At 63.6% G+C, this 13,267-nt stretch carries 7 protein-coding genes; all 7 read right to left on the bottom strand.

The annotated features are described in order from the left end of the window. Positions 1 to 426: 426 nt before the first annotated feature. Genes J2X09_RS19795 through J2X09_RS19765 form a run of 7 tightly spaced genes read right to left on the bottom strand, consistent with a single transcriptional unit; the run spans position 427 to position 13,260 of the window. Positions 427 to 2,505 (bottom strand): DUF262 domain-containing protein, encoded by a 2,079-nt coding sequence (locus J2X09_RS19795; RefSeq protein WP_204734981.1) that lies wholly within the window; start codon positions 2,503 to 2,505, stop codon positions 427 to 429. Between the two features lie 51 nt (positions 2,506 to 2,556). Next, the gene (locus tag J2X09_RS19790; RefSeq protein WP_204734980.1) at positions 2,557 to 3,345 is read right to left on the bottom strand and encodes an HNH endonuclease; all 789 of its coding nucleotides are present in this window, start codon (positions 3,343 to 3,345) and stop codon (positions 2,557 to 2,559) included. Next, positions 3,342 to 4,073 (bottom strand): RNA ligase family protein, encoded by a 732-nt coding sequence (locus J2X09_RS19785; RefSeq protein WP_204734979.1) that lies wholly within the window; start codon positions 4,071 to 4,073, stop codon positions 3,342 to 3,344. Before J2X09_RS19785 ends, J2X09_RS19790 begins: the two co-directional genes overlap by 4 nt. Further along, complete coding sequence (locus tag J2X09_RS19780) at positions 4,070 to 4,606, bottom strand: hypothetical protein (protein ID WP_204734978.1); 537 nt, start codon at positions 4,604 to 4,606, stop codon at positions 4,070 to 4,072. The genes J2X09_RS19785 and J2X09_RS19780 overlap by 4 nt, the downstream gene beginning before the upstream one ends. After that, positions 4,593 to 5,939, bottom strand: coding sequence for an AAA family ATPase (locus J2X09_RS19775; RefSeq protein WP_204734977.1), 1,347 nt, complete (start codon positions 5,937 to 5,939; stop codon positions 4,593 to 4,595). The genes J2X09_RS19780 and J2X09_RS19775 overlap by 14 nt, the downstream gene beginning before the upstream one ends. Continuing rightward, a complete protein-coding gene (locus tag J2X09_RS19770) occupies positions 5,939 to 10,414 on the bottom strand; it encodes an Eco57I restriction-modification methylase domain-containing protein (RefSeq protein ID WP_310309102.1) in 4,476 nt (1,491 codons plus the stop codon). The genes J2X09_RS19775 and J2X09_RS19770 overlap by 1 nt, the downstream gene beginning before the upstream one ends. Beyond that, on the bottom strand, positions 10,411 to 13,260 hold the full coding sequence (locus tag J2X09_RS19765) for a DUF8741 domain-containing protein (protein WP_204734976.1): 2,850 nt from the start codon (positions 13,258 to 13,260) through the stop codon (positions 10,411 to 10,413). Before J2X09_RS19765 ends, J2X09_RS19770 begins: the two co-directional genes overlap by 4 nt. Positions 13,261 to 13,267: the final 7 nt, after the last annotated feature.

Genomic DNA, 13,267 nt, shown 5'->3' with positions numbered 1-13,267 from the left:
CGGTCACGATGAACCGACAACGGAGTCGGTCACGATGGGCCGAAATCCTCGGTCACGATACCGAAACCAGCGGTCACGTTGGTCCGAAATACCCAGGTGGAGATGGGAAAGGCTCTGTCAAAGTCGGAGAGCGCGGCCGACCAATTTCTTGCCAGATCGATCGCACGATTTGTCAGAGAGGCAATGACTCGTACTGGCCGGGGACGAAGTCTCGAGGCCTTGGACACCCGACACATGTCTCAAGCAAAGGACTTGCTCTCCCCGCGTCGTTGATCCCAACTCAGTTTGATTACCCGGTCATTGAATGTGAGCTCCGCATGCATTCGGTCTGTGCAAGATGGTGCATCTGTCAGGGCACGCTTCGCATTGAGACTAGGCCCAGTCTTCACTACACCTCTACTGTGAATGGAGATCGGAGCCCGTGGGCTAGCTGGCTGTCGAATCAGGCAATCCGAAGGGCCAGATCTTGACTGCGACGGCGAATAGTTTTTGAGACCGAGCCTGAATGCATTTCTCATCCCAAGTTGCATCAGGGCCAGCAAGCGCCGCGTCCTGGAAGTGGGCATTCAGTGCCAACAGGCTCTTGGTGATCTCAGGGCGCTTGATGGCGAATGCAGAGTTGCTCAGCGAGGGATTGAGCTTGGCCGTCAGCAGCGTGAGGTTGCCGATGTTGTGTAGCAAGTGATTGCGAACCATCACTGCGGTTTCATCATCAAGTGCGGGCCAGTTTTCTTCCCAGGCAACTGGCATCACGTGCTCGACATGCAAAGCGATCGAGGGCAACTGCGCCGATTCGTGATGCACCTCATTGCGGCAGCCCAATTCAAGAGCCTCCAGTAGCATCTTGGTCTTGGCTGAGCGAAGCGCCTTGTAGGTGTTCAGCTCTAGCCAAGCCTTCCGGAATGTGGCGTCATCGGGCCAGTCCTGCGTCTCGCCGCCGGCCAGACTCTTCAGGTGATCAGCGACCAACTCGGCCGTGGGTGTCTGCGCTTCACTTAACCGCTTCAGCAGCCCGGGGAATACGCGGTTGTACGCCTTCGTCGTACGGGTGCAGACGGCCCGCCTGACAAGGTAAGACTCCAGCACGCTGAGGCAATCCAAGAAATCGGCGCTGTCAGTGCCCAGGCGCTCGCCCAGAAACAGTACCACCGGCGTCACGGTAGAGCTATCCAGCACCCGCAGGTTATGGGCGAAGCCCCCGAGACGCGTGCTTCTGTCGGGAAGAACCATTGCGCGGAACAATGTGGCGGCACGCTTCAGCCGAGCCAGTTCCTGGTCCACATCCTTCTTGCCCGTCAGCCACCACTGCTTGAACTCCTCAAACACGTGATCCAGCTTCACGTCGTTCATCGTCCGCATTGACACGTAGTGGTACAGCAACGTGTCCAGCCGGGTGTTTGTCAATCGGCCTTGGCGCTCCTCAACCTTCCAGAACAGCTTGCTCTTGCTGACCGCACCCTTCTCAGCCGGTGACTCGTCGAAGTCACGCCAGTGCGTTTCGTAGAGTTTTCCAGCCGACGCGTTGATACGCGTAGCCTCCAGAAATACGAAGTTGCGAACCAAGTCTGCTGGCGTGAGGCGCTCACCGCGGTCGTTCAGGGACTCGAAAATCACCTGCGCGTCATCGTCAGCACCCAGGCGCAGCTCGATCAGTTGGATGTACTCGTTCAGTGTGGCTAGCAACAAGTCGATCTTCGGTTGCTGAATCGGTAGGTCGTGCTGCGGCAGCCGCGGGAGGGTCTCATGCCGGATGGAGTGAGTCCATTGCGCAGCCAAGGTTCGGTCTATCTGATGGCCCGACTCGGCCAGAGCGTCATCCACCAGTGCCTCTAGGCTACCGGGCGCTGGGGGAACGACTTCATCGAAGTCCACGCCACGCAGGAACAGGCCAATAACGCCGTAGAAGTACAGGTAGGCCTCCACCAGAAGTGGTCGCGCAATGCGCTTTTTCGACTTGCCACTCCCGATAGTGACCACGGGGTAGTGTTTGCATACTTCATCCAAAGAGCGGCTTTCGACAAGGTCAGTCATCTCTTGCCGGCCTGCGTTTGTTGGCCAAACCTTGAAGTGCGCGTGTTTCTCTCGGTACACGGCGGCATTCCAGGTGTAGCCGTCGACACACTTGCGGTAGAACTCGTCTTCGACGCTGGCCACCGCATCGCGAAACGCCAGCGCCAACAGCTGCGTAGTCGTCATCCGCTGCTGCCCATCAATGACTTCGGCCGTGATCGGCTCGCCGGGCATGCCCGCACGGTGCTCTGTGATGATTACCGTGCCCAGAAAGTGGCGGCGTGGCGGACGAGCGAGATGCGGCGAACCCTGCTCCTGCGCGGCGCGCTGAACTATCTGGTAGCGCTCCAACTCCTTGGCCCGTTCGACGATGTCTGCCCAGAGCAGCTGAATCTGCCGTTCGATTGTCCAGACATAGCCTCGCTGGAAGATCGGCACCAAGTACTGCATGGGCTGGCTGAACATGCTCAACGGTGATGTTTTTGTCGGCTGCATTCGGTTCTCCCTCCTCGTTGTCGATATTGCGAACTCTTGTGACTTGGTTTGCTACCCCGAAAGCCAAGTGCACTTCAAACGGTGGAATTGCAGGTAGTGCTGATGTCTTGCGTCCAGCCATCGAAGCTTCAGCCCATGAGTCAGACCCAGCCGAGCGCGCTCGGTGTCGGACACCGCCGCGGAAACTTGGAGTGAGCCCGTGCCGTCAAATGTCACCAAGTAGGCGTCGAACAAGGCATCCAGATTCGCGCTGAGCAAGAAACCGTTGTAGACGTCCAGACGCTCGGCGTCCGTGTCACACAATGCCCACGCCTTGGCGTGACTCGCGCGCAGCGCCTGCGGTACCGAGATGCCTGTGACGGCACAGGCGCCGCCCCAGTAGTCCAGCATTGCTTGGCGAAATGCCTGCTGGCCCACGCGCTGGCGTACCAGACGCTGCACTTCCGTGCTCTTTGCGGCCGCAGGGTCCAGCTCGGCCAGTGCCGCCTGCACCTGGGCGTCAAAGGACGTCATCGCCTGGTCGGGTAGGGCCTGGGCCAGCGCAGCGGTGCGGCGAAGCCAGCGGGCAAGGGTGGCTTCGGTAGGTAAGACGAAGTGAGCTTCCGTGGACCCACCGGCTTGCATGGTCTCGGGAAAACTGCGCGCAAGTTCGCCCGGCAGGCTGGGCTGGCAGCGGCAGAGAACAGCAGCAAAACCACCGCTGTTGGATTGCACTTCGACCTCCGCCGGGTGTCGGGCCGACCCCAGTGCCAGCCAGCCATCGGCCGATGTCGGTAGCACATGCTCGAAGCCGTTGTCGTGCCCGGCCTTCTCGATCAATGCACGCTGCAGCAGGTTCATGGCGCTTTGGTAGTCGCTGTGTTTTCAGGCCACGGGGCGGCCAGACGGTTCCACTCCAGGCGGCGGTTGCGCCAGTGTTCGCCGATGGCTTGTGTGAAGTCAGCTCGGACCAACTTAGCCCTGCTTTCGCACCACTGTACCGACTCGCGTCGCACGACAATGCCTTCAAGAGGCCCGTCGCGAAATCGGCTGGGCCAACTGTCCACCTTGGCCGTGAGTTCGGCCAGCTTGAATCGCCCGCTCGCCAGCCGCGGTGTGGTGGCCAGGCCAAGCTGCAGGGCGAGCGCATCGCGGCGCGTGCTGCTCCAGAAGCGATTGGTCGCGGTTTCGAACACGTCGAACAGCAAGAACCAGTCGGGCAGCCGGGTGTACTCCAGGGAGTGGCGTGCCGCGCACCATTCGCCGAAGAGCATCAGTCCTCGATCCGCGTGCTCTAGTAGAGCGTCGCCCATGCTGCTGCTGTGTATAGCCAGCCATTGGGGCAGCCGTGTGAACTGCCCGCCATGCGGTTCGACAATGTACTGGCCGCGGTTCTGCACGCGCAGCTCGCCGTCAGCGCTGAGCGAGAAGCCGAGGTTCGCGCCGTCAAGCTTCTCCTCCAGCACCACGTCTGCAGACAGCATGGCCAAGGCTTCGTCAACGGACAGCACCTTGTCGTCACGCGGCTCAGCTCGGCCCAGCCATGCCAGATGGGGTGTATGCGGAAAGCGGAAGAATCCGTCGCTCATGGTCCTGCGAGTTTCGCCTGATACCAATCGTCCGGCAGCAAGCGAACGAAGCACAGTCCGATAGCCTTCAACTGCGCTTCGGCTGCATACCAGTCGGACTCTGCGCCATAAACAATGGGTGGCACCACGCCATGTAGTGCGTCGGCGGCCAGTGCGCACGCTACCCACTTCCGGTCTTCTCGATCTGTGACCAGAGGCTCGTGTTGCGGCTCGAGTACGGCGATATGCTCGCCGTTGGCCTCCAGCGTGTCGATCGGAACGAACTCGACCTGCGTCCGGTCGAGTTTGCTCTGTAGCACCTGCAGTCCGTACTCCTGCTCTTGCCAGTTGTATGGCAAGTTCCGGTCGTACTCGTCCTGTATCAGGCCTGCGTCGTCCAACACCAGGCGGTTGTCGGACAGGTCGAAGGCCGCCAGCCACTCGAACACTAGCTCGCGCAGTTCTACTTCGCGCGGCATAGCTCGTGTCGCAACGTTGGACAGCTCACGCACGGCGCTAGCCGCCATCATCACGTTGGTGTCAATCAGAACCATGGTCGCCTGTTGCCCGAAGTTCCTTGGCGCGCTGAATCGCCAGCGCCGTCTGTTCGCGGGTCTCGCTCAGTGAATCACCGAAGAATTTTGGTGGCCAGTTCGCCACGCGACCGAGATCGTCCACCCTGAGTTCCCTCATTTTGGCGGCCAGTTGTTCGCGTTCCACGAAGTACATGGCCGCCTGGCTGGGCTGCACCTCCTGACGGGCGATCAGGGTCTGCAGCCGGCGGAAGAGGTGCTCAGAGTGCGTCTCCACGATGAACTGCACCCCGCGCTCTGCACTGACGCTGGCCAGCAGCTCCGCCAGCTTGGCCTGTGCCAGGGGGTGCAGGTGACTTTCGGGCTCTTCGACGATGACGATGTGGCCCGGCTTAGCGAAAAGGGCAGCCACCACTACAGGGATGACCTGGGAAACGCCGACGCCCACGTCCTTGAGGTTCACTACCGCGCCGCGGTGTTTGATGAGCAGTTCGTATCGAGCTGAGCGGCCTAGGGCGCGCACCTGCAGGCCCTCGGCCAGGTCCAGCTCGCTCAGCCAATGTTCGGTTTCTCTGAAGATGCGGCCGGCATCGTCCGAACGATCTCTGCTGCGCCCTATCTGCTGGGCCACACCGCTGGCAATTAGTACATCCACCGCGCGACCACCGTCGTCACCGATGTGCGCTGGCATGCGGCCGCTCCACACGTAGTCTCGGCGGGCCAGCTGGCGCACCGGGCCGAGATAGATGATGCGGCTCAGCTCGTCCAGCAGAGCCGGACCTACCGGACGTATGCCATCGGCAAGCGGGCCGAGTTTGTTGAGCGTGGCCGCGGAGAAGGCGAACGAGCGCTCCGGCCGGTAGTCGGCGCTCTGGCGAACGGGCAGCTTCTGGTTGGCCAGCAGCAATCGGTAGATGCCGGGCTTCTGGCGCAGCGCCGTGAAACCCTCGCCGTCCTTGCCCAATCGCAGGTAGCGCAGTTCGGCGCTGCCCGACGGGCCGGCGCCATAGCGTGCCGAGAACAAGGCCGAGTCCAGCGCCGGAGCGCCGTGGGCCACCCAGCGAAACTCGATGCCCACCTGGTTGGCCGGTGTGCTCTCGGTCGCAGCGCCGTGTCGGCACAGCAAGTCACGGAACTGGCCCATCGTTACGGTGTCGTCGGCGTCGGGGTTGCCCAGGTTCAAGTCCAGCCCTGTGTCGTCGCCCTTCACCGTCTGGCGGATCAGCAGCAGGCTCTGGATCAGGCTGGACTTGCCTGACGAGTTGGTGCCGAGCAACAACGTCAGCGGCGCCAGCCGAACAGGACCGGTGCTGCGCCAGATCTTGAAGTTTTCGAGCTTGAGGTGGGTGAGCATCAGTGCAGCGCTCCAGACTTCAGCTTGTCCCAGGCTTCGAGAACGAGTCTTCGAGTGCGGTACTCGTTGAACTCCCGTTCGTCGCTAGCCTTCAACACCCGAAAGGTCTCTGTCGGGTAGTCTGGGCCCTCGACGTCAGCGGGGTCGAGGATGTATCGCAGCTCGTCGCGGCTCAGACCATACAAATGGGCGTAAAGGGCGTCGAGCTCAGCGCGTAGTTCAGCGCGTCGTTTGGAGTCGAAGAAAAACGGAGGGCCGTCATAACCCAGACTCCTTGCCCAAGGCGCAACATCGTCGGAGGTGTAAACGAGCTCGACAATGCGCGGCACGATTCGGTCGAGCACGTCATCGCTAAACCGTTCAGGCGGTAGCACCGCGACTTGCTTCATCGTGAAATAGTTCAGTGCTGAGCCGCCCATCTTTTGGCGAACCACATAGTCACATACCAACGAGTTCAAGTTACCCAGAAGTGCGGCAATTAGTCGCGGTGTCACTCGCGGCCACATCAGAAGGAACTTGTTGCCGACTCCAGCGAGCGGCAAGACGCTCGCGATCAAGCTGCGGACATCAGTAGCCCTAGCGATCTCACGCCACCCAACAAGCCACTTTGGGCATGACTCTTGGAGCCAAAGCTCGGCTAGCGACAGTACTTCCGATTTTTCGGCTAGTGCCCCCTTCGGCGCACTTAGGTTGTTTCGATGCTTGGCCGTGAATTCCAGCACCCGTTCCCACCCCAATGGGTCCACGGCGTACCAGGCGGTACTGCTGCGCTCGTTGGACATGAAGACTTCGAAGCTGCCTTCGGCCGGCAAATAGTTGTCGTTCAGCGGCTTGATGCTGGGTGGGTTGTCGCCACAGAGGCCCAGTGAGGTTGGCGCCACCGTGGCGGCATAGGGGTGTTGCTTCACGAACAGCTGCCACGCTGGGTATACCGGCAACTCGGGGTTGTCGGCCAGCCACCAGCCGAAGAGCAGCTGAGTGACGCACAGCTCGATCGCGGAGGCGTCGCGTATCTCCAACGCCTTGCGCAGGCCTTCGGGTAGGGCGGACACCTTTAGCCACACCTCGCGTTGCTGTACCCAGTAGCGAGGCGTGATGGTGACTGTGGGGTCGCGCTTCTCTTCTGGCAAGAAGTCGCGGGTTTCACCATCGGGCTTGTAGGTGGCCCAGCGGTGGTCGAAGTGGTGGATGAGCTTGGCCTCGTAAAGCGGCAGCCGATCCGCTGCCGGAGCGTTCTGGAAGTGGTGGCTGTCGTTTGACATGTGGAACATCGTCGAGAACGAAATGTTCCAGGGGTTTCCCTCATGCCCTGCGCCATCTCGGATGAGCACTGGCGCCGCGCGATAGAGCTTCTTCGTCAGTTCGGCGTCGCGCTGGCTGCGGAAGATGGGGCAGGTCAGGGTGTTGGGGTTGAGGAGCTTGAACTCGTCGGGCGTGAGAGTGAACTTACGACGCGGGTCGCTCAAGTCAGACAGATCCTTCGCGTGGAAGATGAACTCGGCCTTGTCTGCGCGGCCGAGCGTCAGAAGGCAGAACGAGTCTCGGCTGTCGGTTCCAGGGAACAGCCGACGGATCTCCCAGAATCCATAGAGACTGATCAGGCGAGAAGCTTGCGCCAACTGCCCGAAGTAGGCCTTTGTGGTGTCGTCGGTCGCAATGCCCGTGGGCACGATGAAGCCCGCGCGCCCGCTGTCCGCATGTATCTGCAGGATGGTCTCTGCAAACAGCGCGTAGGTGTTGACGTCGCCCACGCCAGTCAGAGGATATCGCCCGCCGTTGTCGCCATCCACATGCGCGAATACGCTGGAGGCTTCAGCAGTACGGCGGGCGGTGATGAACTGCTGGTACAGCGCCCGTTCCTGGTCGCGCACGCCTTCCGAGGCGTTTGAGGCTTCGGCCGGGTACAAGTGCTGGCTCAGCATGCCTTCACTCAGCCATTGGATGCGCTGCGCTCGCTCGGCTTTGTTCTTGGCTTCGGCAATCGCCGCGTGGCGCGTGGCGAAGAACTCTTCCTCCTGCAGCTTGATGCGCTCCCACGGTGGGTTGCCCAGCACACAGTCAAAGCCACCCTGGGCAAACACCTGCGGAAAGGCCAGAGGCCAGTGAAAGACATGTGCTTCCTCGCAAGCCGTGCGGGCGGCAGCGCAGGCAGCAGCGTGGTCACCGTCGCGCCCATGCACGCCGTGGCTGGCGGTGAGCACGGCGTGCAAAGTCTCGGAGGTAGGCACGGTACCAAGCGTCTCGGGTGTCTTGGGCAGCAGGTAGGCTCCCACGGCCAAGTCGGCGGCCAGGGCCAAGGGGCTGTTGATCGAATCGCTGATCATCTGGCGGTAGGCTGCTTCCTTGGCAGCAACCTCGGTGGCCGTCTCGGCTGGCATGGCCTCGATGGCGCGCAAGGCATCCAGCGCCGCAGGCTGCGGGTTGAAGCCCAGGGTCTGCTGCAGTCCCTTCAGGTCCTTGGCCAGTTGCTTGAGGCCCGCGCTGTTGCGTTTGGCCAGTTCTCGGCAGGTGGCCTTGTCGTCACCGGACAGGGCCTTGAACGCATCCTTGGCAATGCCCTTTTCCAAGGCATGCAGGTCGGTCAGGCCAAGCAGCGCATCGCCGCATTGCAGGTGGTGGTCCAGAAAGCCGAGCGGGCGGCCTTCCTCGAAGCCTTCGATCCACAGCGCCGTGCGCGCCAACTCAATGGCCATCGGGTTTCGGTCCACGCCAAAGATGCACCGGGACACCACCTCGCGCAGTGCATGCCGGTAAGCCTGCGGGCTGACGGCCCCATCCACGGAGCGCAGGCTTGCGACGCGTTCCGCCAGGCGCCTGGCCGCGCCGAGCAGGAAGTGACCGCTGCCGCAAGCCGGGTCCACCACGCGCATCGACAGCAGCGCCTCCACGGGCTGCGCCGGATTCTTGGCCACGCGGTCTTCGATGACGGGGTCCAGCGCGCTGCGGATCAGCTCCTGCACCAGGCTGTCGGGCGTGTAGTAGCTGCCGCTGGTCTTGCGGTCGCTGCCGCCTGCGGCCTCGGGTAGTTCGAAGCGGCGAGCCAGAACGTCGATGCGGGGATGCAGCTCCAGCAGGCCCTCGTAGACGCTGCCGAGCTCCTCGGTGTCCATGTTGCGGTAGTCGATGGGTGCCAGCGATCCACCGATTGCCGCCGCCCAGCGCAGGCTCTTCATTGCAGCGAGCAAATCGGCATTGCTCAGTGCCGACGAATCCAACGCTTCGCATTGGCCGGCCGCGAACAAGCCGCCGAGCGCCGGAAGGCCCAGGCGCGGCTGCCCTTGGCCCAGACCGCGAAACACGACGCGCACGGCTTGCCACAAGTCGTCGTGGCGGGTGTAGGCGCGGCGGCGCAGTGCCAGGCCGCGCAGACGGGCCATGGCGTAGCCTTCGGCGTAGAGCTGCGCCGCGGCATGGCGCGCCTGCGCGGTGGCCTCGTCATCACCCTGCCGAGCCGCGTTGGGCAGCAAGCCACGCTCTTCGGTGGTAAAGAGGAAGATGAAGCGGTAGACCAGCCTCAGCAACTGAGCGAAGAACTGCTCGGGCTTCAGGTCGCCGGCTTGAAGCTTCTGGCGCAGGGCGTCGTTATCCGGGTGCTGCACAAAGCCCTGACCCAGGCTGACGAGCGCCTCGGTCACTCCCCGGCGCAAACCCTGGCGCACACGCGTGCCTTCCTCCTGCCCGGCCTGCTGCCATGTTGCCCATACCACAGGCGGCGCGGCCTTGTTCGCGGGATCGGTCGATACGTCCAGCAGGCCTGCGCGGCTGGCATGCAGCACGCGCCACACACTGCCGAACTCTACGAAGTGCTGGCCAGCCAGCAGGTCCTGTAGGTCCACTTCCAGAAAGCTGGGGCGGGTGAGCGTGGCGGCATCCCGCAGCAGGCGCAGCGTGCGGCCGTTACTGACCAGGGCCCACTCATGGTCGGGGCTGGCGTTCAGGAACTCCTGCGCCAGCAGGAAGGGCGACTTCCTTTTGGTACCTGAGCCTTGCACGGCAAAGCGTGAGTCGGGGTCGTCCAGACCCTGGTCGTGCGGCGCTATGACGATGGCCACCGATTTGGCGCCAGCGGCATGCGCGGCCGGGGCAGGGTGTGCCAGGTGGGTGATGGGGTAGGTGCGGTCGCCGATCGACACACCGCTGACGGCGGCGACCGCCGGGTAGGCCAGGGCATCGCGCAGCAGCTCGCTGACGAACTGCGTGCTGGCGCGCTGCGGGTTGAAGTCAGACCGTTCCAGCAAGGCGGCGAAGCTCCGCCACTGAGCACTGGCAATCTGAAAGGCACGGCTGGCCTCGTCACGCAGCTTCAGCCCCTTGGGCAGGCCGTAGTCTGCCTCGGTCTGCAGGCGCCCCTGGCCCAGGGCTGCCTTTTCGAGGATATCGGGCAGGAACAAGCTGCCTTCAAGGCGCAGTGCCGGAAGGTTCAGGCCGGTGGTTCGAGAAGTCTTCATGTTCTTGTTGTCTGGCTGCAGCGTCATACCGAATCGGGCAGCAGCACGTACACGCCCACCACGTCCACCGGCAGGCAGGGCTGCACATGGTGTTGGCCGCCGCCGCGGCGCTCGGTGGCCTTGCGCACTCGTTCGTGGTCTTGCAGCAATTCGGCGGCACGTTGGTTGGCCAGCTCGTTGAGCCGGGGGGTCTCTGCCTGCAGCGCTTCGAGTGCCTTGGTCACTTCTCGTTCGGCAGCTTCGCGCGGCAGGTTGCCGGCCGGGGTGCTTTCCAGGAGACGCGCAGCCTCGGGGCCAGTCAGCCACTCGGGGTTCTTCCGGCCGCGTATCGCCAGGGCGACGCACTCTTCAGCCATCATTTGAAAACTCAGATGCTTGCGCTGGTAGCCCAACTGGTGGCGCAGGCGCAGCAGCACTACGGTGGTGACGCGGTCCACGCTGGCGGTAACGGTGGCAGCGCAGCGTGCGGCCAGGGCGCTTTCGCCCTGCAACGAGGTCTCGATCAGGTACTCGGCCAGCACGCTCACCAGCGGGTGGCTTCGGTGCAACTCGGCGGTGTCCAGCAACAGTGGCTTGTTGCTGCCTTCGGGCACCAGACCCTCGTCGGCCAGACGCAGGCGCAGCGGTTCGGGCAGGTGCTGGGGATGCAGCCTGTGCTGGCCGCGGTGAGCCTCCAGCGGGGCGTTCAGGCGCGCGCAGGCGCTGACCAGGAAGCGCTGCACGTCGGCCTGAGAGCCCAGCGCCTCTTGCTGCTTTTGCCACTCGGGCAGGACCTCGGCCGGCCGGATGGCCCGCTGGGCGAACACCGTGCGGTTGCTTCGGGCCTTGTCCAGCGCGTCTTGCCAGCGGGTTTGCAACGGCGCGAGCAGTTGTTCGGGCTCGCCAAAGTCGAAGGCCTGTTGCGGGCTGGTGGTGCTGCGCCTCATCAGTGCTGCCTTGACCAGGGCCTGGTTGATGCGCGGGCGGTCTTCGGGCATGGGCACCAGCACACCCAGCTCTTTCTGGATGGCATCGCCCTTGCGCAGGATGACCTTGAGCACAAAGCCATCGACGGGGTTGTCTTGCCCATAGAGCATGGTGCAGCGCACTTCAGTGGCACGCTGGCCGTAGCGGTCGACACGGCCTTCTCGCTGCTCGTGACGGGTAGGGTTCCAGGCAAGGTCGTAGTGCACGACGGCGGTGAACAGGTGCTGGAGGTTGATACCCTCCGACAAGCAGTCGGTGGCAACCAGCACGCGGCCAGTCTCCTTGTCGGCCTCGCCCATGCGGTCGACGCGTTCGCGGCGCTCTTCGGGTACCAGTTCGCCCGTCACGGCATCGACCATCGCCTTCGGGAAATGCTTGCGCAGCTCGGCGGCCACGTAGTTGGCGGTCGCAACGTAGCGGCAGAACACCACTGGGGCGTAGCCTTCCTTCAGGAGGTCGGCGATGTGGGCCACCAGCGCGGCCAGCTTTGGGTCGCCCGCCGCACCGCTGAGGCGCTCGGCCGTGGCGATGAGGGCCTGCAGCCGTTGCGCACCCGTCTCGGCCTGCAGCTGGGCGGCAGGCTCCAGATCGAGGCTGCTCAGGTCTTCAGCGGTGCCGTCTTGCAGGTCGGCCAGAGCGGCGTCTTCTTCGGCGTCGTCGCCGTCTTCTCCCAGGCCCAGGTGTCCTTCGAGCCGCGTGTTGAGGGCTTTGGCGGCCGCGGCCGGCGATGACGCCACGCAGCGCAGCAACGCCAAAGTCGCATACCAGATCAGCCGTGCGCCGCCAGCGTCGCCCGAGCGCTCGACGTTTTCAGCCAACTCACGGCAGTAGGCCTGCACCTCGTCGAAGAAGCTGCCCCAGGCGCCGCTGAGGCGGTATGTGACATCAGCCTTCATGCGCCGGGGGAAGCCGTGGCCGTCTTGGGTGGCTGTTTGCCATTCGACGATGTCTTTGCGCCGGCGTTGCACGAAGTGCAGCGCCAGTTGCTCGCGCAGCGGGTCGGCCGTTGAGGTGCGGTGCTGCAACTCGGCAAAGGCGGGGTTGAGCAGCGAGAGCAGGTTGAAGAACGCCACCTCGTCGCCTGAGTGGGGCGTGGCGGTCAGCAGTAGCAGGTGGCGGTCGGCATTGGCCGCCAGGCGTTGCAGCAGTTCAAAGCGCAGCTGCTTGCCGGCACCGCTGGCCGAACAGGTGTGGGCCTCATCCACCACGATGCACTCGGGGGCGATGGACAGGAAGTGCTCGCGGTGGCGCTCGCTCTTGATGTAGTCCAGGCTGACCACGACCACCGGGTGGTGGTCGAACAGGCCCACGCCGTGGGACAGTTGCCGCTCTAGCCGGCTGGCACTGGCCGCCGTCAGCGCCACGGCGGGCAGGTTAAAGCGCTGCTGCAGCTCGCCCTGCCACTGCTCCACCAGGTGGGGCGGGCAGAGCACGGCGACACGCTGGATCTCCCCGCGGTCCATCAGCTCGCGCACGATCAGCGAGGCTTCGATGGTCTTGCCGATGCCGACGTCGTCGCCGATCAGCAGCCGAACGGTGGGTAGCCGCAAGGCCATGAGCAGGGGCACCAGCTGATACGCCCGCGGCTCCACGGCGATGTTGCCGAAGCTGCGGAAGGGGCCAGCACCAGCGCGCAGCTTCAGGCGCAGGGCATCGCGCAGCAACAGTGCCGCGGTGTGGTTGCCCGCCTGGGCCGGGTTGGGCTTCTCGAACGTAGCCGGTTCGACGGGGCTGAACTCTTCCAGCTCCGGCAGCAGCGTGATCACGTCGTCGTCGGAGCCGCCCAGGGGCCGCAGGCGTAGGGCGGAAGCGCCGTCGGACTGCCGGGTGTCGGACTGGACCACCCACTCGCGGCCACGGGCCCGTACGAGGTTGCCAGGCATGAACTCGGTGGCGGTTGTTGTCATCAGCTTG

The sequence above is a fragment of the Hydrogenophaga laconesensis genome (genome assembly GCF_031457235.1).
Lineage (GTDB): Bacteria > Pseudomonadota > Gammaproteobacteria > Burkholderiales > Burkholderiaceae_C > Hydrogenophaga > Hydrogenophaga laconesensis.
This window is presented reverse-complemented; position numbering and strand designations above follow the sequence as displayed.

What these genes read in the sequence shown, in the direction of transcription:
- J2X09_RS19795 (WP_204734981.1), bottom strand. Translation starts at nt 2,505, where the DNA reads ATGCAGCCGACAAAAACATCACCGTTGAGCATGTTCAGCCAGCCCATG.
- J2X09_RS19790 (WP_204734980.1), bottom strand. Translation starts at nt 3,345, where the DNA reads ATGAACCTGCTGCAGCGTGCATTGATCGAGAAGGCCGGGCACGACAAC.
- J2X09_RS19785 (WP_204734979.1), bottom strand. Translation starts at nt 4,073, where the DNA reads ATGAGCGACGGATTCTTCCGCTTTCCGCATACACCCCATCTGGCATGG.
- J2X09_RS19780 (WP_204734978.1), bottom strand. Translation starts at nt 4,606, where the DNA reads ATGGTTCTGATTGACACCAACGTGATGATGGCGGCTAGCGCCGTGCGT.
- J2X09_RS19775 (WP_204734977.1), bottom strand. Translation starts at nt 5,939, where the DNA reads ATGCTCACCCACCTCAAGCTCGAAAACTTCAAGATCTGGCGCAGCACC.
- J2X09_RS19770 (WP_310309102.1), bottom strand. Translation starts at nt 10,414, where the DNA reads ATGACGCTGCAGCCAGACAACAAGAACATGAAGACTTCTCGAACCACC.
- J2X09_RS19765 (WP_204734976.1), bottom strand. Translation starts at nt 13,260, where the DNA reads ATGACAACAACCGCCACCGAGTTCATGCCTGGCAACCTCGTACGGGCC.